At 71.1% G+C, this 24,563-nt stretch carries 22 protein-coding genes, 1 tRNA gene, 1 pseudogene and 1 riboswitch; of the genes and pseudogenes, 8 read left to right on the plus strand and 16 right to left on the minus strand.

The genetic code is table 11. The features are described 5' to 3' along the window. Position 1: 1 nt before the first annotated feature. A complete protein-coding gene (locus ACIPRD_RS00425) occupies positions 2 to 1,441 on the minus strand; it encodes a gamma-aminobutyraldehyde dehydrogenase (protein WP_401558743.1) in 1,440 nt (479 codons plus the stop codon). A 205-nt stretch (positions 1,442 to 1,646) separates the two neighbouring features. Here ACIPRD_RS00425 and ACIPRD_RS00430 point away from each other — a divergent pair, with 205 nt between their 5' ends. The 7 genes from ACIPRD_RS00430 (at position 1,647) to ACIPRD_RS00460 (ending at position 8,614) form a co-directional block, all read left to right on the plus strand. Next, the gene (locus ACIPRD_RS00430; protein ID WP_356404370.1) at positions 1,647 to 2,189 is read left to right on the plus strand and encodes an Lrp/AsnC family transcriptional regulator; all 543 of its coding nucleotides are present in this window, start codon (positions 1,647 to 1,649) and stop codon (positions 2,187 to 2,189) included. Next, entirely contained in the window at positions 2,174 to 3,556 is a 1,383-nt protein-coding gene (locus ACIPRD_RS00435) for an aspartate aminotransferase family protein (protein ID WP_356404268.1), read from the plus strand. Before ACIPRD_RS00430 ends, ACIPRD_RS00435 begins: the two co-directional genes overlap by 16 nt. Positions 3,557 to 3,809: 253 nt before the next feature. After that, positions 3,810 to 4,553: an ATP-binding cassette domain-containing protein gene (locus ACIPRD_RS00440; protein ID WP_356404266.1), complete on the plus strand. Its 744-nt coding sequence runs from the start codon at positions 3,810 to 3,812 to the stop codon at positions 4,551 to 4,553. Then, entirely contained in the window at positions 4,535 to 6,001 is a 1,467-nt protein-coding gene (locus ACIPRD_RS00445; protein ID WP_401558747.1) for a hypothetical protein, read from the plus strand. Before ACIPRD_RS00440 ends, ACIPRD_RS00445 begins: the two co-directional genes overlap by 19 nt. 143 nt (positions 6,002 to 6,144) lie before the next feature. Continuing rightward, the gene (locus tag ACIPRD_RS00450; protein WP_356404262.1) at positions 6,145 to 6,552 is read left to right on the plus strand and encodes a VOC family protein; all 408 of its coding nucleotides are present in this window, start codon (positions 6,145 to 6,147) and stop codon (positions 6,550 to 6,552) included. Positions 6,553 to 6,610: 58 nt separating this feature from the next. Beyond that, positions 6,611 to 7,735 (plus strand): LOG family protein, encoded by a 1,125-nt coding sequence (locus tag ACIPRD_RS00455; protein WP_401558751.1) that lies wholly within the window; start codon positions 6,611 to 6,613, stop codon positions 7,733 to 7,735. 159 nt (positions 7,736 to 7,894) lie between these two features. Further along, positions 7,895 to 8,614 carry an LAETG motif-containing sortase-dependent surface protein gene (locus tag ACIPRD_RS00460; RefSeq protein WP_356404258.1) on the plus strand — a complete coding sequence of 240 codons (720 nt, stop codon included), beginning with the start codon at positions 7,895 to 7,897 and terminating at the stop codon, positions 8,612 to 8,614. 183 nt (positions 8,615 to 8,797) lie between these two features. Here the strand turns inward: ACIPRD_RS00460 and ACIPRD_RS00465 are convergent, their stop codons facing one another. The 13 genes from ACIPRD_RS00465 to rpsB all read right to left on the minus strand — a co-directional run bounded on the left by ACIPRD_RS00465 (position 8,798) and on the right by rpsB (position 21,709). Then, complete coding sequence (locus ACIPRD_RS00465; RefSeq protein WP_401558754.1) at positions 8,798 to 9,592, minus strand: maleylpyruvate isomerase family mycothiol-dependent enzyme; 795 nt, start codon at positions 9,590 to 9,592, stop codon at positions 8,798 to 8,800. Between the two features lie 18 nt (positions 9,593 to 9,610). Further along, positions 9,611 to 10,663: an ABC transporter ATP-binding protein gene (locus tag ACIPRD_RS00470; protein ID WP_356404253.1), complete on the minus strand. Its 1,053-nt coding sequence runs from the start codon at positions 10,661 to 10,663 to the stop codon at positions 9,611 to 9,613. Beyond that, entirely contained in the window at positions 10,663 to 12,264 is a 1,602-nt protein-coding gene (locus ACIPRD_RS00475) for an ABC transporter permease (protein WP_401559975.1), read from the minus strand. Before ACIPRD_RS00475 ends, ACIPRD_RS00470 begins: the two co-directional genes overlap by 1 nt. Before the next feature lie 47 nt (positions 12,265 to 12,311). Next, complete coding sequence (locus ACIPRD_RS00480) at positions 12,312 to 13,403, minus strand: thiamine ABC transporter substrate binding subunit (protein WP_401558757.1); 1,092 nt, start codon at positions 13,401 to 13,403, stop codon at positions 12,312 to 12,314. 80 nt (positions 13,404 to 13,483) lie between these two features. After that, positions 13,484 to 13,590, minus strand: a riboswitch (TPP riboswitch). Positions 13,591 to 13,708: 118 nt separating this feature from the next. Then, positions 13,709 to 14,815, minus strand: a complete 1,107-nt coding sequence (gene rlmN, locus ACIPRD_RS00485; RefSeq protein WP_356404247.1) for a 23S rRNA (adenine(2503)-C(2))-methyltransferase RlmN — start codon at positions 14,813 to 14,815, stop codon at positions 13,709 to 13,711. 373 nt (positions 14,816 to 15,188) lie between these two features. Further along, positions 15,189 to 15,587, minus strand: coding sequence for a hypothetical protein (locus ACIPRD_RS00490; protein WP_401558760.1), 399 nt, complete (start codon positions 15,585 to 15,587; stop codon positions 15,189 to 15,191). Positions 15,588 to 15,734: 147 nt separating this feature from the next. Then, a complete protein-coding gene (locus tag ACIPRD_RS00495; protein ID WP_401558763.1) occupies positions 15,735 to 16,127 on the minus strand; it encodes a DUF6578 domain-containing protein in 393 nt (130 codons plus the stop codon). 597 nt (positions 16,128 to 16,724) lie between these two features. Further along, positions 16,725 to 16,797 (minus strand) — tRNA-Arg (locus tag ACIPRD_RS00500). Positions 16,798 to 16,975: 178 nt separating this feature from the next. Then, positions 16,976 to 18,151 (minus strand): phosphatidate cytidylyltransferase, encoded by a 1,176-nt coding sequence (locus tag ACIPRD_RS00505; RefSeq protein WP_401558765.1) that lies wholly within the window; start codon positions 18,149 to 18,151, stop codon positions 16,976 to 16,978. Continuing rightward, complete coding sequence (gene frr, locus ACIPRD_RS00510) at positions 18,151 to 18,708, minus strand: ribosome recycling factor (protein ID WP_190193406.1); 558 nt, start codon at positions 18,706 to 18,708, stop codon at positions 18,151 to 18,153. Before frr ends, ACIPRD_RS00505 begins: the two co-directional genes overlap by 1 nt. A gap of 184 nt (positions 18,709 to 18,892) precedes the next feature. Beyond that, positions 18,893 to 19,651, minus strand: a complete 759-nt coding sequence (gene pyrH / locus ACIPRD_RS00515; protein ID WP_356404238.1) for a UMP kinase — start codon at positions 19,649 to 19,651, stop codon at positions 18,893 to 18,895. 191 nt (positions 19,652 to 19,842) lie between these two features. After that, positions 19,843 to 20,679, minus strand: a complete 837-nt coding sequence (tsf, locus tag ACIPRD_RS00520; protein WP_356404236.1) for a translation elongation factor Ts — start codon at positions 20,677 to 20,679, stop codon at positions 19,843 to 19,845. 145 nt (positions 20,680 to 20,824) lie between these two features. After that, positions 20,825 to 21,709, minus strand: coding sequence for a 30S ribosomal protein S2 (rpsB, locus tag ACIPRD_RS00525; RefSeq protein ID WP_356404234.1), 885 nt, complete (start codon positions 21,707 to 21,709; stop codon positions 20,825 to 20,827). A 270-nt stretch (positions 21,710 to 21,979) separates the two neighbouring features. Here rpsB and ACIPRD_RS00530 point away from each other — a divergent pair. Continuing rightward, positions 21,980 to 22,564: pseudogene (locus ACIPRD_RS00530) on the plus strand (murein hydrolase activator EnvC family protein); the annotation flags it as partial. Between the two features lie 232 nt (positions 22,565 to 22,796). On the opposite strand, the gene ACIPRD_RS00535 reads toward ACIPRD_RS00530, so the two are convergent. Together ACIPRD_RS00535 and whiG are read right to left on the minus strand one after the other, a co-directional pair. After that, positions 22,797 to 23,354, minus strand: coding sequence for a helix-turn-helix domain-containing protein (locus ACIPRD_RS00535; RefSeq protein ID WP_356404368.1), 558 nt, complete (start codon positions 23,352 to 23,354; stop codon positions 22,797 to 22,799). Between the two features lie 64 nt (positions 23,355 to 23,418). Next, complete coding sequence (gene whiG, locus ACIPRD_RS00540) at positions 23,419 to 24,261, minus strand: RNA polymerase sigma factor WhiG (protein WP_356404232.1); 843 nt, start codon at positions 24,259 to 24,261, stop codon at positions 23,419 to 23,421. Positions 24,262 to 24,563 lie beyond the last annotated feature (302 nt).

Below are 24,563 nucleotides of genomic sequence, written 5' to 3' on the forward strand. Positions count from 1 at the left end.
GCTACGCGTCGAGCGAAGTCATCACATGCTTGATCCGCGTGTAGTCGTCGAACCCGTACCCCGACAGGTCCTTGCCGTAGCCCGACTTCTTGAACCCGCCGTGCGGCATCTCCGCGACCAGCGGAATGTGCGTGTTGATCCACACACACCCGAAGTCCAGCTTCTTGGACATCCGCATCGCGCGCCCGTGGTCCTTGGTCCACACCGAGGAGGCGAGGGCGTAGTCGACACCGTTGGCCCACTCCACGGCCTGGTCCTCGTCGGTGAAGGACTGGACGGTGATCACGGGGCCGAAGACCTCGTTCTGGATGATCTCGTCGTCCTGCTTCAGGCCGGAGACGACGGTGGGGGCGTAGAAGTAGCCCTTGTCGCCGACCCGCTGCCCGCCCGCCTCGACCTTGGCGTGGGCGGGGAGGCGCTCGATGAACCCGGTGACCTGCGCCAGCTGGTTGGGGTTGTTCAGCGGGCCGTAGAGCACGTCCTCGTCGTCCGGCTGCCCGGTCTTCGTCTCGGACGCGGCCTTCGCCAGCGCCGCCACGAACTCGTCGTGGATCGACTCCTGGACCAGCACCCGCGTGGCCGCCGTGCAGTCCTGGCCGGCGTTGAAGAAGCCGGCGACGGAGATGTCCTCGACGGCCTTCGCGATATCGGTGTCCTCGAAGACGACGACCGGCGCCTTGCCGCCCAGCTCCAGGTGGACCCGCTTGAGGTCCTTGGAGGCGGACTCGGCGACGGACATGCCGGCGCGCACCGAGCCGGTGATGGAGGCCATCGCCGGGGTCGGGTGCTCGACCATCATGCGGCCGGTCTCACGGTCGCCGCAGACGACGTTGAAGACGCCCTTGGGCAGGATCGAGCCGAGGATCTCGGCGATCAGGACGGTGGAGGCCGGGGTGGTGTCCGACGGCTTCAGCACGACCGTGTTGCCGGCCGCGATCGCCGGGGCGAACTTCCACACGGCCATCATCATCGGGTAGTTCCAGGGGGCGACCTGGGCGCAGACGCCGACCGGCTCACGGCGGATGATCGAGGTCATCCCGTCCATGTACTCGCCGGCCGACCGGCCCTCCAGCATCCGCGCCGCGCCCGCGAAGAAGCGGATCTGGTCGACCATCGGCGGGATCTCCTCGGAGCGGGTCAGCCCGGTGGGCTTGCCCGTGTTCTCCACCTCGGCCGCGATCAGCTCCTCGGCGCGCTCCTCGAACGCGTCGGCGATCTTCAGCAGGGCCTTCTGCCGCTCGGCGGGGGTCGTGTCGCGCCAGGCGGGGAAGGCCGTGGCGGCGGCCGCCATGGCGGCGTCCACGTCCGCCTGACCGGACAGCGGCGCGGTCGCGTACGCCTCGCCCGTCGCGGGGTTGACCACCTCGGTGGTCCGTCCGTCGGCGGCGTCCCGGGACTCACCGTCGATGTGGTTGCGCAGACGACGCAGCTCCGTGCTCACTGCCGGCCTCCTGATCTGGTTCAAGGGTTCGAGCTGTGCAGTGTGTCCAGCCGGTCCGGCTGTCCAGTGACTGAGACACCCCACCCTAGTCCGGACACCCACGTTTTCAACACCCCCGAACCGCCCACTCCTGCGAAATCCGCAGAGTAGGCACTCCCAAACAACGAATTTCATCGATCAAGCCTTGCGAAACTGTCGAGACGTCGTGCACAGTGAGGCCGTGGCCAGTCGAAGCGCAGAGCAGAGGGACTCGTCCCGCGAGTCCAGGAGGGACTCGCCCCGCGAGTCCAGGAACGGCACTCCCCAGCTGGATGCCGTCTCCCTCGCCATCATCCAGCAGCTCCAGGAGGACGGCCGGCGGCCGTACGCCGCCATCGGCAAGGCCGTCGGGCTGTCCGAGGCGGCCGTGCGCCAGCGGGTGCAGAAGCTGCTGGACCAGGGCGTGATGCAGATCGTCGCCGTCACGGACCCGCTCACCGTGGGCTTCCGCCGGCAGGCGATGGTCGGGATCCATGTCGAGGGTGATGTCGAGTCGATCGCGGACGCGCTGACCGGCATGTCGGAGGTCGAGTACGTGGTGATGACCGCGGGCTCGTTCGACATCCTCGCCGAGGTCGTCTGCGAGGACGACGACCATCTGCTGGACGTCATCAACCAACGCATCCGGGCCCTGCCCGGAGTGCGCTCCACCGAGAGCTTCGTCTATCTCAAGCTCAAGAAGCAGACCTACATGTGGGGAACCCGATAACCGTGACCGAGAAGGACCTCAGCCGCACCGCGTACGACCACCTGTGGATGCACTTCACCCGCATGTCCTCGTACGAGCACTCCCCCGTCCCGACCATCGTCCGGGGTGAGGGCACCTACATCTACGACGACAAGGGCAAGCGCTACCTCGACGGTCTCGCGGGACTGTTCGTGGTCCAGGCCGGTCACGGCCGCACCGAACTCGCCGAGACCGCCTTCAAGCAGGCCCAGGAACTGGCCTTCTTCCCGGTGTGGTCCTACGCCCACCCCAAGGCCATCGAGCTGGCCGAGCGCCTGGCCGACTACGCCCCGGGCGACCTCAACAAGGTCTTCTTCACCACCGGCGGCGGCGAGGCCGTCGAGACCGCCTGGAAGCTCGCCAAGCAGTACTTCAAGCTCCGGGGCAAGCCGCTCAAGCACAAGGTCATATCCCGTTCGCTCGCCTACCACGGCACCCCGCAGGGCGCGCTCGCCATCACCGGCCTGCCGGCCCTGAAGGCCCCCTTCGAGCCGCTGGTGCCGGGCGCGCACAAGGCCGCGAACACCAACATCTACCGCGCCCCGGTGTTCGGCGACGACCCGGAGGCCTTCGGCCGCTGGGCCGCCGACCAGATCGAGCAGCAGATCCTCTTCGAGGGCCCGGACACGGTCGCCGCGGTCTTCGTGGAGCCGGTGCAGAACGCCGGCGGCTGCTTCCCGCCGCCGCCCGGCTACTTCCAGCGGGTGCGCGAGATCTGCGACCGGCACGACGTCCTGCTCGTGTCGGACGAGGTCATCTGCGCCTTCGGCCGCCTGGGCACGATGTTCGCCTGCGACAAGTTCGGCTACGTGCCGGACATGATCACCTGCGCCAAGGGCATGACCTCGGGCTACTCCCCGATCGGCGCCTGCATCGTCTCCGACCGGATCGCCGAGCCGTTCTACAAGGAGGACAACGTCTTCCTGCACGGCTACACCTTCGGCGGCCACCCGGTCTCCGCGGCCGTCGGCCTCGCCAACCTCGACCTGTTCGAGCGCGAGAACCTCAACCAGCACGTCCTGGACAACGAGGGCGCCTTCCTTCAGACCCTCCAGAAGCTGCACGACCTGCCCATCGTCGGCGACGTCCGCGGCAACGGCTTCTTCTACGGCATCGAGCTGGTCAAGGACAAGAACACCAAGGAGTCGTTCGACGCCGAGGAGACCGAGCGGATCCTCTACGGCTACGTCTCCAAGGCGCTGTTCGAGAACGGCCTGTACTGCCGTGCCGACGACCGCGGCGACCCGGTCGTCCAGCTCGCCCCGCCGCTGATCTCCGACCAGAAGACCTTCGACGAGATCGAGCAGATCCTGCGCGCCACCCTCACCGAGGCGTGGGCCAGGCTCTGAGCCGTCCGGCCCGCTGATCCCGCCCCCTGATCCGGGGGATCCGCGACCGGCCACGACGCTCCGATCATCCGCCTGGATGATCAACACGGCCCCGGAGCCGTCCGTTCGAGTGAGAACGGCGACCCGGGGCCGTGTGCTGTCCGGGCAGCGCCGCGCGACCCGCCTAGCGTGCCAGTGACCGATCGGCCCTGCCTTCGTTCACCCGGACGGGGGATGAGGCAAGGGAAAACGGATCAGAACCGAGGTGTACGCCATGGAGGCCCCGCCGGACAACGACGTGCTCTGGGCACGCTCCCTGCACTTCACGCACCCCGACGGCTCGCCCGGGATCGCCGGGGTCTCGCTGGGGGTGCGGGAGGCCGAGATCCTCGCCGTCACCGGCCCGCGCGGCAGCGGCAAGACGACCCTGCTGCACTGCCTCTCCGGGATGGTCCGGGTGCGCGAGGGCGAGGTCTGGTTCAACAGCTCGCCGGTGCACACCCTGGGCCCGATGGCCCGGGAACGGCTGCGCCGCGACCGGTTCGGCTGGATCGACCCGGTCCCCGCGCTCGTACCCGAACTGAACGTCTGGGAGAACGCCGCGCTCCCCCTCATGCTGCGCGGCACCGGCCGGCGCCGGGCCAAGGTCGCCGCCCTCGAGTGGCTGGAGCGGCTGGACGTCGGCGAGCGGTCCCGCAGGCGCCCGCACGAGCTGACGCAGGCCGAACGCCAGCGTGTGGCCATCGCCCGCGCGCTCGCCCCCGGGCCCACGGTGCTGTTCGCCGACGAGCCGACGGCCCCGCTGCACCGCGCCGACCGCGCGCACGTCCTGCGCACGCTCACCACGGCCGCCCGCTCGCACGGCATCACCGTGGTCCTCGCCACGCACGACCCCGAGACCGTCGCCCTCGCCGACCGTACGGTCGCGCTGCTGGACGGCCGCCGTGTGAAGACCGTGCACCTGCCGGACCTCCCGGAGGAGACGGAAGGCCGGGCCACGTGCTCGCTCTCCGTCTGACCCGCGCCGCCCGGCCCGCCGTCCAGCTGCGCCGCCTGCTGGTGGCCGCGGCCTCGGCGGGCACCGGCTTCCTGCTGCTGGGCGCCCTCGGCTACGCGCTGGGCCACCCCGAGCAGCCGGGAGCGGCCGCGCTGCGCCTGGTCTGGTGCGTGGTCCCGCTCGCCGCCACCGTGTACTTCGCGCTCGCGGTGGCCCGCACCGACCCCGGTACCCGGCCCCGGCCGGGCCTGTCGGCCATCGGCCTCGGCCCGGGCCGCCTGATGGCGATCTCGGCGCTCACCACGGCCCTCGCCTGCCTCCTCGGCTCGACGCTGGCCCTGCTGTTCTTCCTGCACCTGCGGGGCGACCTGTCCGGCATGCCCTTCGACGGCGCGGCCGCGCAGTTCCTGGCGGCCGGCCGCCCCCTGCCGGTCCCGGCGGCCCTGACGCTGCTGGGCCTGGTCCCGGCGATCGCCTCGGCGACGGTCGCGCTCGCCCTGCGCCCCAGGGACCCGCGCGCGGCCGGGGCCCGGGAGACCTCCGCCGCCCACGGCGGGTTCGGCGCACGGCTGCGTACCGCCGCGGGACGCCTGGCGGCCGCCCCGGCGGGGCCCGCGGAGGCCGGCCCGGTACGGCGGACCGAACCCGAGCTCGTACGACAGCAGGCCGGCGCCGCGCAGGGCCCGGACGCCGGGGCACCCGCCGGGGCGGCCGCGGAGGCCGTCCTCCCGGACGCGGCGCCCGGAGCTCCCGAGGTGCGTGCGATCGCGGACGACGCAGCGCCCGGCGCCGCCCTTTCCTCCGATGCCGAGGGCGCGGGCACCGGGGACGCTGGCGCGGAGTGGTCGCGGGCGCTGCCCGAACCCGCGCCGCCCCGCGCCGCGCCGGCCGGGCTGCCCTGGGGCATCACCCTGATCGCCGCCGGTCTCGCCGTGCAGACCTACGCGGGCCGCACCCGGCCCGCGCTCTCCCTGACCGCCCTGCCCGCCGAACCGGTCGCGGTGCTGGGCGGCTGGATCCTCACCGCCCTCGGACTGGTGCTCGCCGCACCCGGCCTCACCCACCTGTGCGGCAGGCTCCTGCAGTCCGCCCAGCCCGGGGCGCTGCGGCTGCTGGCGGGCCGGGTGCTGATGGCGGAGGCCACGCGCGTCGGCCGCCCGCTCGGCATCGTCTGCGCCGTGGCGGCCGCCGCCTGTGCCATGACGGCCGTACCGGACGCCTCGGCGCCCGCGTTCGGCCCGCTGACCGCCCTCGGCTCGTCCGTGGTCGCCGGCTGCACGCTGGCCACCCTGCTGACGGCCGCCGTCGAGGCCCGTCAGTCCCGCGCCGGGACCACCGCCGCCCTGCTCCGCCTCGGCGCTCCCGCCTCGATGCTGCGCGGTGCCGCCGCTCTCCGCGCCGCCGCGCTGCTCGCCCTGTTCGTACCGCTGACGCTCCTGATCGCCAATCTGGCGGTGCTGGCCCGCTGACCGGCCGGCCGCGCACACCCCCCGCACCGGCCCGCACCCCGCCGCCGGTGAAAAAAGCCCCCGGGCCGCCGATGAGTTCTCCGGCGGCCCGGTGTCTTCACCGGTGGACGACGAAAAATGCGAGAACTCCAGGGAGACACCCCGTGTACCAGCAGATGATCTTCGTGAACCTGGCCACCGACGACGTCGAGGCGTCGAAGAGGTTCTTCACCGCCCTCGGCTTCGCGATCAACCCGCAGTTCAGCGGCGAGGACTCCACCTGTGTCGTGATCAGCGAGACCATCGTCGTGATGCTGCTCAGCAAGAAGCACTACGCGGGCTTCACGAAGAAGGAGATCGCCGATCCGGCGAAGTCCTCCGAGGTGCTGCTGTGCCTGAGCGCCGAGAGCCGGGAGAAGGTGGACGAGCTGGTGGACCGGGCCGTCGCGGCGGGCGGCACGGCGAGCGGCGAGACCCAGGACCACGGCTTCATGTACGGCCGCGGTTTCGACGACCTCGACGGCCACAGCTGGGAGGTCATGTGGATGGACCCGGCGGCCGTCCAGGGCTGACCCCCCGGTCGGGTCCCGAGGGGCCCGGGGAGCCGGGGGCCCGTGCCAGCATGGCCGGATGCATCCGACATCCGCTCGGTCCGGCCGAGCCGCCCACGACCGCGAGATAGAGTCCCTGGCCGAGTTCGACGAGGTCGTCGCCGAGCACGGGACGCTGGCACGGTTCCGCGTGCAGGCCGTCGATCTGACCGGCCGTACCGCCCAGTTGCTCGGTCTCGACGCCACGGAGGCCGTCTTCCTCGGCTGCCCGATGGAACCCGAGGCCGCCGCGCACGTCGGATCGGCCGGCGCCCTCGTGTTCCCGCCCGTCCCGGGGCTGCCCTTCGATCCGTACCGGGGCTTCGTCTACACGCCGGCCGAGTTGTTCGCCTCGCTCGACGAGGGCTACGAGGCGACGCCGGACGCGCGGTCCTACGCCTGGTTCCAGCGGACCAGGTCCGACGGGGACGTCCTGGCCTCGACGCTGCGCGCGATCCATGACGACGCGGTCTCCGACGCGCTGGACGAACTCCTCGCCGGCGCACGGGTGGTGGGGGTGATGGGCGGCCACGCGATGGAGCGGGGCACCCCCGCCTACGCCGGGGCTGCGCGGCTCGGCCGCGAGCTGACGCGCGCCGGTCTCACGGTCGCGACCGGCGGCGGCCCCGGCGCGATGGAGGCGGCCAACCTCGGTGCCTACGCGGCGCCGTTCGCGGACTCCATGCTGGAGGAGGCGCTCCAGATCCTCGCCAAGACGCCCTCGTTCCGGCCGTCCGTGGCCGACTGGGCGCGGGCGGCGTTCGAGGTACGGGAACGCTGGCCGGACGGCGGGGCGTCGGTCGGCATCCCGACCTGGTTCTACGGTCACGAACCGCCGAACGCGTTCGCGGCCCACATCGCCAAGTACTTCGCCAACGCAACGCGTGAGGACGGCCTGCTGGCCCGCTCCACCGCGGGCGTGGTGTTCCTGCCGGGCGCCGCCGGGACGGTCCAGGAGATCTTCGACAACGCCACGCCGAACTACTACGAGTCACGGGGCGAGCCGGCCCCCATGGTGCTCGTCGACGAGGCCCACTGGACAGGGGAGTTGCCCGCCTGGCCGCTGCTGCGGGCGCTGGCGCGGGGGCGGTCCATGGAGTCGCGCATCGCCCTGGTCGACGCGATCGAGGACGCCGCGGGGGCGATCAAACGTCTGGCTCGCTAACAAGACGGTAAAGTCAACGCCCGTTGACGCCTTACAGATTGACACCTCTTACGACGCACTTATAAACCTGAGGGTCTCGTGGGGGCACTGGTGCGCAGCTCGTGGGCCGCCCAAGTCCCCCTCTACCCCCCGCAGTTATGCACTCTGTAAAGGACAAACGTGTCCATAACTCGCCGTAACGCGCGCCGTTCCGCGCGCATCCTGGGTGTTGCCTCCGCTTCGGCCGCGCTGGCGCTGGGTCTGTCCAGCACCGCGTCCGCGTGCAACATCCGTGATTTCAAGGCCGAGGCCAACTGCGCCGGCGACAAGGGCCAGATCGTGGTCACGGACATCGACAGCTCCGGTACTCCCGCCACCATCACGGTGTTCGAGAAGACCGCTGCCGGTAACGAGACCCAGGTCGCGCAGAAGGAAGGTGTCAAGGGAACCCGCCAGGGCGCCCAGGTCACCTTCGAGGTGGACTGGAAGGCCTCCACGGCCTACCGCATCCACGTCAAGACCGACAGGTTCAACGTCGACTCCGACATCAGCCCCGAGCTGACGACCCCGTCGACCGCCTGCAAGAAGGAGGAGTCCACGACTGCTCCGACGGAGGACACGAAGCCGACCACCCCGGCTCCCGCGGCCTCCGCCAGCGCCTCCGAGTCCGCCGAGGCCTCGGAGTCCCCGGCTCCGTCGGACTCCGCGAGCAGCAGCGCCGCCCCGGCGGCGCAGGAGAGCAACGCCCCGTCTCCCGAGGTCGGTGACTCCAACCTCGCCGAGACCGGTGCGAACTCCAACACCGGCATGATCGCCGGTGTCGCCGGTGCGCTGGTCGTCATCGGTGGTGGCGCCGTGTTCTTCGGCATGCGCCGCCGTGGCGCGAAGAGCGCCGGCTGACGCCAGGCTCTGCGCACACCTTCTGTACAGCTCAGCGGCCCGTCCCCGAATCCACGGGGGCGGGCCGCCGCCGTGTGCGCACGCCGCCGGGCCTGGGCGCCGCACGCCGGCGCCGTACGCCCTACGGCGCCGCACGCCCTACGGCGCTGACGGCCACGTCAGCCGAAGGCGCCCACGGAACCGTCAGCCGAAGGTGGCCCGCTGGAGCCAGAAGTCCAGGACCTCGCGGTCGCCGAGCACCTCCAGGCCGGGGGCGTCCGGCGGCAGGCGCCGGTAGGAGGCGAGCAGGAGCGCGGTGAGCGGGCCGCGCAGCGCGACGGCCGCCTTCTCGTGACCGCGCCGCCAGCCGAGGCCGCCCGCGCCGAACTCCATGAGCCACTCGGCGTCCAGGGCCGCGCCGGTGTCGGTGGCGTGCAGATGCACCGAGCGCGCCGACCCCTCCCGCAGGGCCCCGTCCCGGCCCCGGAGCGGCAGCACCAGGAGGGTCAGCTCCAGCAGCTCGTCGAGCCCGTCGGCGGCCACCTCGGGCGCGATCTCGCAGGACAGGCCCGCGGCGAGCGCGGCGTCGGCGTGGTGCACGACCGTCTCGTGGGTCATCCGGCGGGCCCAGACACCGGTGGTGCGCAGGCCCATCCAGGTCCACACGGGGACGTCCGGGCCGGCCTCGCGCAGCGCGGCGACGAACGACTCCCCCGCCTCCCCCAGCCACTTGTCCAGGGCCGGCGCGTCACCCCACTCCCGCGGGCCCGCCGCCCCGGGCACCTCGGACGCCGGGATGTTCTCCCGGGAGCGGGCGCGCACCAGGGCGTCCGCCCGGGACACCCCCGCGCCCACGTGCCGTAGGAGCTGTTCCAGCGACCACTCCGGGCAGGTGGGCACGGTCGCCGACAGGTCGGCGCCCGAAGTCACCACGTCTCTCAGGCGGTTCACCCGATGAGCGATCTCGTCGCAATAGCGATCATGTGCGAGCGGCTTCATGGGCTCACCCTAGAGAAGTCATGATCCGCCGAGCACGACGATTTCCGCGGGGTCGAAGGCGACGTGCGCCTCGGTGCCGGTGCCGGGTGCGTCCCTGAGCGGGCAGGCCGCCTCCAGGAGCGGTCCGCCGTCCCGCGGCCGCAGGCGCACGGAGACATGGGTGCCCTTGAAGGTGCGCGCGGTCACCGTGCAGGGCAGGCCCTCGCCGGCCTCCACGAGCCGCACCCCGGCGGGCCTGACCAGCAGGGGACGGTCGCCCCGGGGCGAGCCCCCGGGGACGGGCAGCTTCCCCCAGGGGGTGTCAGCGGCCGCGTCCGTGACGCGCGCCGCGACCACGTTGTCGAAGCCGAGGAAGCGGGCGACGAACTCGTCGGCGGGGCGCTGCCAGACCTCCAGCGGCGTCCCGGACTGGGCGATCCGCCCGTCCCGCATGACCACCACGCGGTCGGCGAGCGCGAAGGCCTCGCCCTGGTCGTGGGTCACCGCGAGCACGGTCGTGCCCAGCCGGCCGAACAGGTCCCGGAGTTCGGCCACGAGCCGTTCCCTGAGGGAGCGGTCCAGCTGGCCGAGCGGTTCGTCCAGCATGAGCAGCCGGGGCCGGGGGGCCAGCGCCCGCGCCAGGGCCACCCGCTGCTGCTCGCCGCCGGACAGGGCCGCGACCGCGCGGCGGGCGGACCCGGGCAGCCCGACCAGTTCCAGCAACTCCTCGACCGCCGCCTCCCGTTCCCGCCTCGGCACCCCGTGCATGCGCGGCCCGAAGGCCACGTTGCCGCCGACGTCCCGCTGCGGGAAGAGCTGATGGTCCTGGAACATCAGGCCGACGCCGCGCCGGTGCGCGGGCGTGCCGGCCTGGTCGCGGCCGTCGAGCAGCACCCGCCCGGAGTGCAGCGGCTGGAGACCGGCCACCGCCCGCAGCAGGGTCGACTTCCCGCTGCCGCTGGGCCCGAGCACGCACACCACCTCGTGCTCGGCGACGTCCAGGTCGACCGCGTCGAGCACGGCCCGCCCGCCGAAGCGCACGGTCGCGCCGCGCAGGCTCAGCAACTGGTCCCCTGTCGGGTCCGACGGCATCAGAACTCCCCCGTACGGTCGGTGCGCAGCCGCTCCAGGACGAGCAGCGCGGCCGCGCACACCACCATCAGAATCGTGGAAAGGGCCATGGCCTGGCCGTAGTTGAGGTCTCCGGGCCTGCTCAGCAGCCGGGCGACAGCGACCGGGAGCGTCGGGTCGTCGGGCCGGGCGATGAACACGGTCGCGCCGAACTCGCCGAGCGAGACGGCGAACGCGAACCCGGCCGCGACCAGCAGGGCCCTGCGCACCATCGGCAGGTCCACCTCCCGCCACACCCGCCAGGGCGAGGCGCCGAGCACGGCCGCCGCCTCCCGCAGCCGGCCGTCCACCGCGCGCAGCACGGGCAGCATGGTCCGTACGACGAAGGGGGCGCCGACCAGCGCCTGGGCGAGCGGGACCAGGATCCACGACTCCCGCAGGTCCAGGGGCGGCTCGTCCAGGGCGATCAGGAAACCGAAGCCGACGGTCACGGCGGAGACGCCGAGCGGCAGCATCAGCAGGGCGTCGAAGCCGCGCACCAGCCGCCCCGCGTCCCGGCGGGCCAGCGCGGCGGCGGCGAGGCCGCCGACCAGGACGGCGATCGCGGTGGCAGCGGCGGCGTACTCCAGCGAGGTCCACACCGCGTGCAGCGGCGCCACCAGGAAGGTCCCGTCCCCGGAGGTGGCCAGCGCCCGGTAGTAGCCGAGGCCGGGCGCGTCGAGGGAGCGCCGTACGAGCACCACGAGGGGCAGCACCACCAGCAGGGCGATGGTGAGGAGGACCCCGGCGAGCACGGTCCACTGCCCCGCGCCGCGCGGCCGGCGGGCGGTGACGGAGGCGTCCACCAGGCGCAGGGCGCTCTCCCGCCGCCGTACCGTCCAGGCGTGCACGACGAGGATCGCGCCGACCGCGGCGAACTGCACGAGGGTGAGGACGGCGGCCGTGGCCAGGTCGAAGACCTCGGAGGTCTCGCGGTAGATCTCCACTTCGAGGGTGGAGAAGGCGGGGCCGCCGAGGATCTGGACGACGCCGAAGGAGGTGAAGGTGAACAGGAACACCATCAGCGCGGCGGCGGCCACGGCGGGGGCGAGAGCGGGCAGCGTGATCTTCCGCCAGGCCCGCAGCGGGGACGCGCCCAGCATCCGGGCGGCCTGTTCCTGCCGGGGGTCGAGCTGGGCCCACAGGCCGCCGACGGTGCGTACGACCACGGCGTGGTTGAAGAAGACGTGGGCCAGCAGGATCGCCCACACCGTGGTGTCCAGCCGTACGCCCCACAGCTCGTCCAGCAGCCCGCCGTGCCCGACCAGGGCCAGGAAGGCGGTGCCGACGACGACGGTGGGCAGCACGAACGGGACGGTGACCACGGCCCGCAGGACCTGCTTGCCGGGGAAGTCGAGGCGCGCGAAGACGTAGGCGGCGGGCAGCGCGAGCAGCAGGGTCAGCGCGGTGGACGCGAGGGCCTGCCAGGTGGTGAACCACAGCACGTGCCGGATGTCCGGCTGCGTGACGACGTCCGCGATCCGCCCGAGGTGCCAGGAACCGTCCGCCTTCAGCCCGGTCGCCACGATCGCGGCGACCGGCCAGGCGAAGAACACCGCGAAGAACGCGACGGGCAGGGCCATCAGGCCGAGCCGCGCCGCGCTCCCGCGGGCACCCCTCGTGGGAGGGGTCACTTCAGTACGAGCGACGTCCATGCCCTGACCCACTGGTCGCGGCCCGCGGCGATCCTGGCGGGGGCCATGGTCTCGGGGTGCTCGGCGGCCGGGCCGTACTCGGTGAACTCGGCCGGCACCTTCGCGCCCTTCACCACGGGGTACACGAACATGTTCAGCGGCATGTCCTGCTGGAACTCGCGGGTCAGCAGGAAGTCGATGAACGCCTTGCCGCCCTTGCTGTTACGGGCGCCGCTCAGCAGTCCGGCGAACTCGGTCTGCCGGAAGCAGGTGCCGGTGGCCACCCCTGTGGGCGCGGTGGCCGGACGCTTGCCGGCGTAGATGACCTCGGCGGGCGGCGAAGAGGCGTACGACACCACGAGCGGACGGTCGCCGCCCGCCTTCCTCCCCTCGGACGAGCCGGAGAACTCCTGGTAGTAGGCCTGCTCCCAGCCGTCGACGACCTTGACGCCGTTGTCCTTCAGCTTCTTCCAGTAGCCCTGCCAGCCCTTGTCCCCCTTGTCTCCGTACCGCGCGGCGCTGCCGAGCAGGAAGCCGAGGCCGGGCGAGGAGGTGGCGGCGTTCTCGGTGACCAGGAGGTTGCGGTACGCGGGCTCGGCGAGGTCGGCGAAGGTCCGCGGCGGGGTCAGCCGGTGCTTGGCGAACCAGGCCTTGTCGTAGTTGACGCAGATGTCGCCGTGGTCGACGGGCGTGACGCGGTTCCTTCCCGCGTCGAGCCGGAAGGCCGGGTCGACGGTGTCGAGGCCCTTGGCCCGGTACGGCTGGAAGAGGCCGTTGTCGAGGGCGCGGGAGAGCAGGGTGTTGTCGACGCCGAAGAAGACGTCGCCCTGCGGGTGGCCCTTGGTGAGGATCGCCTTGTTCACGGCCTGTCCGGCGTCGCCGTCCTTCAGGACGCGGACCTTGTAGCCGGAGCGCTTCTCGAAGTCCTTGACGACGTTCTTGGACACGCTCCACGAGTCGTGGCTGACCAGGGTCACGGTCGTGGAGCCGGCGGTGTCCGCGGTGCCGTTCGCTCCGCACGCGGTGAGCACCGGCATGGCCAGCAGGCCGATCCCGGCCGCCGCGGCCGCGAGGGTCTTGATGTGCACTGGTTGTCCTCCTGGGGGTGGCCAGGAAGAGACGCGGCCCTGCCCGGGCTCCGCGAGGGAACCCGGGCAGGGCACAACAGCTCGAGTGATGACCGAACTTCCTACCCAGAATGACCTGGGCGAGGTTCAGAGGGTCTGCGGCCCGATGCCGCACTCTCAGCGCTGTGGCGCTCCCCTGTCGGAATATGAAGATGTCTCTGTATGAAGTTGTCCGCGCGGCCCAGGTTACAGCCAGGCGCGAGCGGACCACACAGGCGCTGTGGGGCTGGGCCGGTGGGAGCCGGTGAGCCCCCTGCGGCGGGGCCCTACCGCTCGGTGGCCGCGAGCTGGCCGCAGGCGCCGTCGATCTCCTGGCCGCGGGTGTCCCGGACGGTCACCGGAACGCCATGGGAGGCGATGGCCTCCACGAACGCCTTCTCGTCCTCGGGCCGCGAGGCGGTCCACTTGGAGCCCGGCGTCGGGTTGAGCGGGATGAGGTTGACGTGCACGGGCTTGCCGCGGAGCAGCCGGCCGAGCCGGTCACCACGCCAGGCCTGGTCGTTGATGTCCCTGATCAGCGCGTACTCGATGGAGAGCCGGCGGCCGGACCGCTCCGTGTAGTCGAACCCGGCGTCCAGCACCTCGCGCACCTTCCACCGCGTGTTCACGGGGACGAGGGTGTCGCGCAGCTCGTCGTCGGGGGCGTGCAGGGAGATCGCGAGACGGCACTTGAAGCCCTCGTCGGCGAACCGGTGGATGGCGGGCACGAGGCCGACCGTCGACACGGTGATGCCGCGCTGCGACAGGCCGAGGCCGTCCGGCGCGGGGTCGGTCAGCGCGCGGATGGCACCGACGACCCGCTTGTAGTTGGCGAGGGGCTCGCCCATGCCCATGAAGACGATGTTGGACAGCCGCGCCGGGCCGCCGGGCACGTCCCCGTCGCGCAGCGCCCGCATGCCGTCCACGATCTGGTGGACGATCTCCGCGGTGGACAGGTTGCGGTCCAGTCCGGCCTGGCCGGTTGCGCAGAACGGGCAGTTCATGCCGCATCCGGCCTGCGAGCTGATGCACATGGTGACCCGGTCCGGGTACCGCATCAGGACGGACTCGACGAGCGTGCCGTCGAACAGCCGCCACAGGGTCTTGCGGGTGTCCCCCTGGTCGGTCGACAGGTGCCGCACGACCGACATCAGCTCCGGGAACAGCGCCTCGCGAAGCTTGTCCCGCGAGCCGGCCGGGATGTCGGTCCACTGCTCGGGGTCGTGCGCGTACCGCGCGAAGTAGTGCTGCGAGAGCTGCTTGGCGCGGAACGGCTTCTCGCCGATCTCGGCCACCGCGTCCTTGCGCTCGGCGGGCGTGAGGTCGGCAAGGTGCCGCGGCGGCTTCTTGGCTCCGCGCGGGGCGACGAAAGTGAGTTCTCCGGGCTTGGGCATGGTGATACCAGTGTCTCAGATCCACATGGGTGACCTGCGGCTGCCGATCCATGCCACTGTCGTCAGCAGTCGTCACCGGCCGTGACCGAGTGGCGTCGGACGGCCCGGCCTCCGCCTCCTGCCGGCCTTGCGGCGGGTTCTGTTCGCCCCTCACCGCCTGCGCGTTTGCGCCACCTCCGACTACTGAGGGATGCCCGCGGAGAACTGGGCCGGCCTCCGGTCTCACGCTTGCCTCCTGCGAGGATTGTCACCGCAGTCCGCGTAACGGTCATCGCCTGGAAGTCAGCACCTGATCACTCGGTCAACGGGACTGTCCGTGCTTTTCGGTGTCAGCTGCTGGTGTCAGCCGTCGCACGCAGTCTTGACGGGGAAGTCACCTCTGCTCCTCCACTCGAAGAACCACGTCGGCAGCACGCGCGTACCCCTTCGGATCGTCGACTGCCACCCGCACCGACCACCGTTGCGGTCCCCCGATGTACTTGACGAATCGACTCTCGCCAAGCACGTCACCGATCACGAAGCGCCGGTCTGCCAAGTAGAGCGATCCGTCGAAGACCGTGGTGAACGAAGGATCGGCGGCGACACCCTGACCATGGTCTTGGAACAACCGCACCTTGATCAGAACCGTCTGTGCCTGTACACGGACAATGACGTGAGTGTCGGAGGACGCAGCGGGAGCGCCACCCAACTCCAGATCGTTGCGAATCCAGTCCGGGGACCCCAAAGCCATGACCGGGTTGTTGACGTACAAGTCGACTCCGGCTATCTGCACAGATCTCGCCCTCCTGCCGGCCTGGGGGTTGCCAAGGCACTCGCGTACGCCCGGCATCCGACCTGCACCCCCACCACCTATCCCCACGACGGCCGAGAGGTCAGGCAGGGCGCCGTGGTTCGACCGCAAAAAGCTGCCCCACCAAGGTCAATTCGACACGCGCCGGGCGGTCACCAGGTAGCCGACGAAACTGGTGTCCGGGCGGCTCTTCGCCCACCCGTCCGCCTTCTTCTCGACCGGAACCAGCGCGGTGGTGCCCGGAACCGGCTGGTACAGGTCGGACGTGGCGCCCGGGGGCACCTCGTAACGGCAGTGCACCTCGGCGGCCGTCAGCACCTCCAGCCGGGTCGGTGCGCGCTCCTCCTCCCGGCCGTGATGCTCCTCGCGAAAGTCGATCTCGGCCGCTCGGTCGGTACCGACGATGTCGGCGTAGTCCTCCGAGTCGACTTCCAGCAGCCTCCACGAGACGACATCCCCCGGGCCGAAGCTCTCGCCACAGCACTGGATCTGCCAGTCATCGACCCAGATCGTCAGCGTCATGCCGCCATTGTCCGCCGAGCGATCTGCGCTCACCACGCTTTTTTTCGTGAGGACCGCGGCTGCGCCATGGGGACGCCGGCCGGCTTCGGGATCCGGGGCGAACAGAGCTCAGCCTGGCGCGATCCTGCCTGGCCGACACGTACATGCCGCTCTTCGATCAGGACTGTTGGCGTTCGTCACTCACGTGACTGACGATGCGTCAGACACATCTGATCGAAGGTCCGCGGATGGCCATACCCACCCGCAGAAGACGGCTCGCCGCCCGGGCGCTGGTGACCGGCATGCTGCTCGGGCTCGTGCCCGTGGCGAACGTCTCCCCCGCCGCGGCGACGGACGATCACCACCGCCTACGAGGCGGGCACGCCGAGCGACAGCTTCGACTCCGACCCGCCGGCCGTCGCCTCCTACGACGAACAGAACCCCGGACGCAGCGACTACGCCGCGGACTCGGGCAAGTGCCTGAAGGCCGACCTCGTGCAGCTGGCGTTGCCGTCATCGGTCTTCGCCCGCCCATCGGGGGCGGTTGCCGTCAAACACTGCCGTCAAGGAAAAAGCCGGAGGCCCTGTGGATCACTCCACAGGGCCTCCGGTTTGCTGTGCACTCGGCAGGATTCGAACCTGCAACCTTCTGATCCGTAGTCAGATGCTCTATCCATTGAGCTACGAGTGCGTGTTCTTCTGTTGTCGTCTCCCTCACCGAACGTTCCGTAGATTCCGGATGTTCCGGCCGGTTCGGGCGATAGGAAGAATCATACAAGACCGGCGGACCGCTTCCGTCCACCGGCGGGGACGACAGCGGGCCCCGGCCCTGCTGAGCAGGATGGGGCCCGGAGTCGTACGACGTGCGGTCACGCGGAGCCGACGAACACCACCATCAGCAGCCACACCACCGGGGCGGTCGGCAGCAGGGAGTCCAGACGGTCCATGATGCCGCCGTGACCGGGGAGCAGGGTACCCATGTCCTTGATGCCCAGGTCACGCTTGATCATGGATTCGCCCAGGTCGCCGAGCGTGGCGCTGGCCGCGACCGCGAGGCCGAGCAGGAGGCCCTGCCACCAGCTGCCGCCGTCGATCAGGAACTGCATGCACAGCGCGCCCGCGACCATCGCGAAGAGCACCGCGCCCAGCAGGCCCTCGCGGGTCTTGCCGGGGCTGATGCGCGGGGCGAGCTTGTGCTTGCCGAAGCGCCAGCCGACGGCGTAGGCGCCGGTGTCGCTGACCACCGTCAGGAGCAGGAAGGTCAGGACGCGCCAGGGGCCGTCGTCCGCGGTGAGCATCATCGCGACGAACGTGGCCAGGAACGGCACGTAGAACGCGGCGAAGACGCCTGCCGTGACGTCCTTGAGGTAGCCCTCCGGCGGTTCCGTCATCCGCCAGACCAGCACCGCGAGGGCCGTCAGGGCCATCGCCACCCACGCGCCCTCGGCACCGCGGACGTACCCGGCGACGACCATCGCCGCGCCGCCGACCGCGAGCGGCACCAGGGGTGCCTTGATGCCCTTGCGCTCCTGGAGCCTGCTGGTCAGTTCCCACAGTCCGACGACCACGGCGACGGCGACCACGCCGACGAACACGGCCTTGACGACGAACAGCGACGCGATGATCACCACGCCGAGCCCGACGCCGACTCCTATGGCCGAGCCCAGGTCACGGCCCGCACTCTTCTTCTGCGGCGCGGGCGCCGGCTGCGGGGCGTCGGGCATGGGCTCCGGATTCTGCGAGGGACTCTGGGGGGAGATCTGCGGGGAACTCAGCGGTGAACTCTGCGGGGCGTGCGACGGCTGGTACGACGTCCCGTCCCGGAACGCGGGGCCGCTCGGCGAGCCGGCCCCCCGCTCGTCGTCCTGGTCTCCGCCGTAGGCGGGTACGTCGGGCGCGATGGGCATGGGGCGAGTCTGCTGCGCCTCGGGCGCATCGTATGCGGGACCCGCCGGGGCAGCCCCCTGGACAGGCCCACCAGTGGTGGGCCCCCAGTACCCGGCCTGCCCCGCCTGCGGCGGCGCCCCCCAGGAAGAGTCGCTCATCAGACTTCGAGGAGCTCGGCTTCCTTGTGCTTCAGGAGCTCGTCGACCTGGGCGACGTACTTCGCCGTGGTGTCGTCCAGCTCCTTCTCGGCGCGGCGGCCCTCGTCCTCGCCGACCTCGCCGTCCTTGACGAGCTTGTCGATGGCGTCCTTGGCCTTGCGGCGGACCGAGCGGATGGACACCTTCGCGTCCTCGCCCTTGGTCTTGGCGACCTTGATGTAGTCGCGGCGGCGCTCCTCGGTCAGCTCGGGGAACACCACACGGATGATGTTGCCGTCGTTGCTGGGGTTGACGCCCAGGTCGGAGTCGCGGATCGCCTGCTCGATGTTGCGCAGCGCGCTCTTGTCGAACGGGGTCACGACCGCCATGCGCGGCTCCGGCACGGAGAACGAGGCCAGCTGGTTGATCGGCGTCAGGGCACCGTAGTAGTCGGCCACGATCTTGTTGAACATCGCCGGGTGCGCACGGCCGGTGCGGATCGCGGCGAAGTCCTCCTTGGCGACCACGACGGCCTTCTCCATCTTCTCCTCGGCCTCGAGGAGGGTCTCTTCGATCACCACTTGCTCCTGCGTGTCTTGAGTAAGGCCCGGCAGCGGATCCCCGTCGGGGCGCCGGCCGGCTGCGTCGCGTCTTCTTCCTGCACGGTTCCCGACCGGCAGGACATTGTCCATCCTCCGGCCGGGGGGCGTACCCCCGGTCCTCCGGACGGTTGGCGCACCCCGGGCGAACGGGGTGTGCCGGTCAGTCCCGGCTGCCCTGGTCACCCACAAGCGTGCCGATCTTCTCACCCTTGACGGCCCGCGCGATATTGCCCTCGGCCAGCAGCTCGAAGACGAGGATGGGAAGGCTGTTGTCGCGGCACAGCGTGATGGCGGTGGCGTCGGCGACCCGCAGGTCGCGGGTGATGACCTCGCCGTAGCCGAGAGCGTCGAACTTGACGGCGTCGGGGTTGGTCTTGGGGTCGGAGTCGTAGACCCCGTCCACGCCGTTCTTGCCCATGAGCAGCGCCTCGGCGTCGATCTCCAGGGCGCGCTGCGCGGCGGTGGTGTCGGTCGAGAAGTACGGCATGCCCATGCCGGCGCCGAAGATGACCACGCGGCCCTTCTCCAGGTGGCGCACGGCGCGCAGCGGGATGTACGGCTCGGCGACCTGGCCCATGGTGATGGCGGTCTGCACGCGGCTGTCGATGCCCTCCTTCTCCAGGAAGTCCTGGAGGGCGAGGCAGTTCATCACGGTGCCGAGCATGCCCATGTAGTCGGAGCGGGCACGGTCCATGCCGCGCTGCTGGAGCTCGGCGCCGCGGAAGAAGTTGCCGCCGCCGATGACGACCGCGATCTCGGCGCCGTCACGGACGACGGCCGCGATCTCGCGGGCGATCTTGTGCACCACGTCGGGGTCGACGCCGAGGCCCCCGCCACCGGAGAAGGCCTCTCCGGACAGCTTCAGCAGAAACCGGCCGCGTACTTTGCCGTCGTCGCTCTTCTGGGCCTTGGTGGTCATGGGGATCCCGCCTCTTTCATGTGGTGCACATACGAAGAAGGCCATTGCCGGTGCGGTCGCTGTTCGCTCCCATACGCGGCAATGGCCTCCTCGTCAGATCTGCTGCCGTCCGCCAGATGCCCGGGTGCGGCAGTGTGCGCGGACGACTGCTGTCGACCCTACCGGGGTCGCGCGTCGATCGCGGTACGGACTCAGATGCCGACCTTGATGCGCGAGAAGCGCTTCAGGGTGACACCGGCCTCGTCCAGAACCTTCTGGACCGACTTCTTGTTGTCCAGCGCGTACGGCTGGCCGAGCAGCGTGGCGTCCTTGAAGAAGCCGTTGACGCGACCCTCGACGATCTTGGCGATCGCGGCCTCGGGCTTGCCCTCGGCGCGGGTGGTCTCCTCGGCGACGCGGCGCTCGGTCTCGACGACCTCGGCCGGGACCTCGTCCTTGGAGAGGTACTTCGGCGCGAAGGCGGCGATGTGCTGGGCGATGCCCTTGGCGACGTCGGCGTTCGGCTTGTCCAGCTCGACGAGGACACCGATCTGCGGGGGCAGGTCGGGCATCGTGCGGTGCATGTAGGCCATGACGAAGCCGTCGGAGAACTGCGCGAAGCGGTCCAGGACGATCTTCTCGCCGAGGTTGGCGTTGGCCTCGTCCACGAACGCCTGGACGGTCTTGCCGGGCTCGATCTCGGAGGCGAGCAGGGCCTCGATGTCGGCCGGGTTCGTCTTGGCGACGTGCTCGGCGATCGTGTTGGCGACGGCCTGGAACTTGTCACCCTTGGCGACGAAGTCCGTCTCGCACTTCAGCTCGACGATGACGCCGGTGGAGTTGTCGTCGGCGATGATGGAGACCACGGCGCCGTTCTCGGCGGAGCGGCCCTCGCGCTTGGCGACGCCCTTCTGGCCCTTGATGCGCAGCGCCTCGACGGCCTTCTCGACGTTGCCCTCGGCCTCGTCGAGCGCCTTCTTGCAGTCCATCATGCCGGCGCCGGTGAGCTCACGGAGCTTCTTGACGTCGGCGGCGGTGTAGTTCGCCATGAGTCTGTGAGTCTTTCTGGAGTCTTGAAAGATCGGAGATCCGCACGGGCCCGCGACCGGCCTGGGCCTGATCGCGGGCGTCGTGACTGCCTACGGGTGAACGGTGGGGGCGGGGTTCATGCCACCCCCACCGTCAACGCCGTTGTCAGGCCTGCTCGCCCTCGGCCACCTCGGCGGCGGCCTCCTCGACGGCCTCGGAGACCTTGGCGTCGGGGGCGGGGGTCTCGGCGGCGGCCTCGACGGCCTCGTCCTTCTTCTCACCCTCGAGCAGGTCGCGCTCCCACTCGGCCAGCGGCTCGGCGGCGGCGGCCTTCTCGCCCTTGTCACCGGTGGCGACGCGGGAGCGGGAGATGAGGCCCTCGGCGACGGCGTCGGCGATCACGCGGGTGAGCAGGGTGACGGAGCGGATGGCGTCGTCGTTGCCCGGGATCTTGTAGTCGACCTCGTCGGGGTCGCAGTTGGTGTCGAGGATGGCGACGACCGGGATGTTGAGCTTCCGGGCCTCGCCGACCGCGATGTGCTCCTTCTTGGTGTCCACGATCCAGACGGCGCTGGGCACCTTCTGCATCTCGCGGATACCACCGAGGGTCTTCTCGAGCTTGGCCTTCTCGCGGGAGAGGACCAGCAGCTCCTTCTTGGTCAGACCGGAGGCGGCGACGTCCTCGAAGTCGATCTGCTCAAGCTCCTTGAGGCGCTGCAGACGCTTGTAGACGGTCGAGAAGTTGGTGAGCATGCCGCCCAGCCAGCGCTGGTTGACGAAGGGCATGCCGACGCGCGTCGCCTGCTCGGCGATGGCCTCCTGCGCCTGCTTCTTCGTACCGACGAACATGACCGTGCCGCCGTGGGCGACGGTCTCCTTGACGAACTCGTAGGCGCGGTCGATGTACGACAGCGACTGGAGCAGGTCGATGATGTAGATGCCGTTGCGCTCGGTGAAGATGAAGCGCTTCATCTTCGGGTTCCAGCGACGGGTCTGGTGACCGAAGTGGACGCCGCTCTCCAGCAGCTCCCGCATCGTGACGACGGCCATGGCCATCTCCTTGAGTTTCTCGGTTGTGCCGCGTCCGCCGGACGGCGGTCGCGCCTGACGCCCGCGTTGCGCCGAGCCGCGAAGGACCGAGGGGCGCTGATACGAACCGTCTCCGGACCTCGTATCGGGGCGTGCGAAGTCGACCCGGTGACCCGGATCGCCAGAAGAAGTGTACGGGACGCCGGGAGTGCCGGGTGACGCCACTGTCCACAACCGGGCGGTGGTCCACAGGCTCCGCCGTGATCACCGGGGTTGCGGGACGGTGTCCGCATGCGACGAGCAAGGCGATCTGTGACGTGGTGGGCCGTTCCGCCGGTGGTCTCGGCGGTGCTGACCATGGCTTTTCTGGCCTGGACGGCCTGGGCGGGAGCCCCGCGCCCTGCGCCCCCGCCCGCTCCGCAGGCGCCGGTTCCGGCTGTCGCCCGGATGTGGCCGGTGGGGGTACGGCCGGTGGTGCTGCGCGGCTGGGAGCCGCCCGCGACGGTGTACGGCCCCGGGCACCGCGGGGTGGACCTGGCGGCGCCGGCGGGCGCCCCGGTGCGCGCGGTGGCGCCGGGGAGGGTGTCCTTCGCGGGGCGGGTGGCCGGGCAGGGGGTGGTCTCGGTGGAGCTGTCCGGCACGGATCTCCGTACGACGTACGAGCCGGTGGTCCCGTCGCTGCGCGAGGGTGACGTGGTGGCGGCGGGCGACGTGGTGGGCACGGCCGGGCCGGCCGGGCCGCACTGCCCCGGCGCCTGCCTGCACTGGGGCCTGCGGCGCGGCGACGCCTACCTGAACCCGCTGTCCCTGCTGCCGCCCGGCCTGCTGCGCCCTACCCCACCGAGGCTGCTACCAGTACTGGACGTGCCACCGCCTCCGCGCCGGCCAGGCGCACGGCCGGGCGCACGGCGCCTGGCCGACCGGGCGCGTACGGCGGGACGGGCGCGCCTGGCCGACCGGGTACGTACGACGGGGTGGGGAACGCACAGCGGGGTGGGGGCATACGAGCCGGGCGGGACGCGCACGGCCGGGCGGCGGTGCCGGTCGCTCGGCGGCGCACGCCGTACCGGAGCCGCCGGGGTCCCGGGCGCGGCCTCCGTGCCGCGGCTCAGCCCCGTACGCCTCGCAGCGCCATGACGACGGCTGCTTCGGTGATCTCGGACGGCTCCTCGGCCACTCCCAGCTCGATCCGCCGCACGGCCGCGTCCACGACGCCCTGGAGCAGCATCGCGGCGAGCCGGGGCCGCTCGTGGCCCATGTCGCCGAGCGCCTCGACGATCATCGCGACGAGCCCCCCGTGCGCGGCGCGAATCTTCTCCCGGGCGCCCTGGTCCAGCTCGCTGGCCGAGATCGCCACGACGGCCCGGTGCCGCCGGTCCCCGACGAGCGCGAGCTGCCGGCGCACGTACGCCTCGACCTTCGCCTCGGCGGTGTCCGCCTGCTCCATGGCCGCCGCGACCTCCGCCGCCCACACGGGGAAGTCGGCCTCGCACAGCTCTTCGACGACGGCGGCCCGCGACCGGAAGTACTCGTAGACGGACGACCGGGCGAGCCCCGTCCGCTCGGCGAGGGCCGGGAAGGTCAGCGCCTCCGTCCCGCCCTCGGACAGCAAGGAGCGAGCCGCGTCCAGCAGGGCGGCTCGCTGCATCGACCGGTGCTCGGCCACGGAGGCCGCACGAATCCTTGGCACGTCGACCACTTTACGGACCCCGTGCCCGGGACGGGACTGGTCAGCGCCCGAAGCTCGCCAGCTTGGCCCGCAACTGGAGTACCGACTTGGTGTGGATCTGGCTGACCCGGCTCTCGGTCACCCCGAGCACGTTGCCGATCTCGGCGAGGGTCAGCCCCTCGTAGTAGTACAGGGTGACGACGGTCTTCTCCCGCTCGGGGAGCGTGTTGATCGCGCGCGCCAGGAACCGGCGCAGCTCCCGGTCCTCGGCGACCTCCACCGGGTTGTCGGCGGCGGTGTCCTCGAGCGTGTCCATGAGGCTGAGCCGGTCCCCGCCCTCGCCGCCGACATGCAGCAGCTCCTCCAGGGCGACCACGTTGGCCAGCGACAACTGGCTGAACACGGCGTGGAGTTCCTCCACCTCCATGTCCAGCTCGGCGGCCACCTCCACCTCCGTGGGCGTACGCCGCAGGCGCGCCTCCAGGGTGGCGTAGGCCCGCTCCACATTGCGCGCCTTCTGCCGTACGGACCGGGGGATCCAGTCCAGCGCGCGCAGCTCGTCGATCATCGCGCCCCGGATCCGGGTGATCGCGTACGTCTCGAACTTGATCTCCCGGTCGATGTCGAACTTCTCGATCGCGTCGATCAGTCCGAACACCCCGGAGGAGACGAAGTCGGCCTGCTCGACATTGGGCGGCAGGCCGACGCTGACCCGGCCGGCCACGTATTTGACGAGGGGCGAGTAGTGCAGGATCAGCTGCTCCCGCAGCCGTTCGTCCCCCGTCGCCTTGTACGACCGCCACAGCTCGTCGAGCGTCGAGGGAGCGGGCGGCCGCACGCTGCCACCGTCGCGGGCGGCCGGGGGGACCGCCGCCCTGTCGGACCCGGAGGTGTGCTGGGGCATTCGTCGCCTTGTGCCGTTCTGCCGTGAAGTGCTGTGAAGTGCCGTGAAGTGCTGCGGGGTGGATCGCGCCGGAGCGGGATCGAGCGGGTGGAGCCGGATCGAGCGGTACAACCGGTACGGAGCGGGATGCTGCGGTGTCGAGCGGGATGGTGCCGAGGGGCCGCGGTGGGGGGCCGCGGGAGGTCGTAGGGGTCGCGGGGAAGGCCGTGGGCCTCTGTGGGCCACCCGGGTGAGCCGGCGGCCCGGCGTCGGTCCGGTGCCGGGTCGGCGCGGTCTGCACCGCGGGCTTTCGTGAGCGTAGC

It is taken from the genome of Streptomyces sp. NPDC090108, assembly GCF_044747185.1.
Classification (GTDB): Bacteria; Actinomycetota; Actinomycetes; order Streptomycetales; family Streptomycetaceae; genus Streptomyces.

Bases quoted from the DNA above. Each gene is read 5' to 3' on its own strand.
- pyrH (WP_356404238.1), bottom strand. From the start codon at position 19,651: ATGACCACCAAGGCCCAGAAGAGCGACGACGGCAAAGTACGCGGCCGG.
- ACIPRD_RS00475 (WP_401559975.1), bottom strand. From the start codon at position 12,264: ATGGCCCTGCCCGTCGCGTTCTTCGCGGTGTTCTTCGCCTGGCCGGTC.
- ACIPRD_RS00505 (WP_401558765.1), bottom strand. From the start codon at position 18,151: ATGAGCGACTCTTCCTGGGGGGCGCCGCCGCAGGCGGGGCAGGCCGGG.
- ACIPRD_RS00465 (WP_401558754.1), bottom strand. From the start codon at position 9,592: ATGAAGCCGCTCGCACATGATCGCTATTGCGACGAGATCGCTCATCGG.
- whiG (WP_356404232.1), bottom strand. From the start codon at position 24,261: ATGCCCCAGCACACCTCCGGGTCCGACAGGGCGGCGGTCCCCCCGGCC.
- ACIPRD_RS00440 (WP_356404266.1), top strand. From the start codon at position 3,810: ATGGAGGCCCCGCCGGACAACGACGTGCTCTGGGCACGCTCCCTGCAC.
- rlmN (WP_356404247.1), bottom strand. From the start codon at position 14,815: ATGCCCAAGCCCGGAGAACTCACTTTCGTCGCCCCGCGCGGAGCCAAG.
- ACIPRD_RS00495 (WP_401558763.1), bottom strand. From the start codon at position 16,127: ATGACGCTGACGATCTGGGTCGATGACTGGCAGATCCAGTGCTGTGGC.
- tsf (WP_356404236.1), bottom strand. From the start codon at position 20,679: ATGGCGAACTACACCGCCGCCGACGTCAAGAAGCTCCGTGAGCTCACC.
- ACIPRD_RS00455 (WP_401558751.1), top strand. From the start codon at position 6,611: ATGCATCCGACATCCGCTCGGTCCGGCCGAGCCGCCCACGACCGCGAG.
- ACIPRD_RS00470 (WP_356404253.1), bottom strand. From the start codon at position 10,663: ATGCCGTCGGACCCGACAGGGGACCAGTTGCTGAGCCTGCGCGGCGCG.
- rpsB (WP_356404234.1), bottom strand. From the start codon at position 21,709: ATGGCCGTCGTCACGATGCGGGAGCTGCTGGAGAGCGGCGTCCACTTC.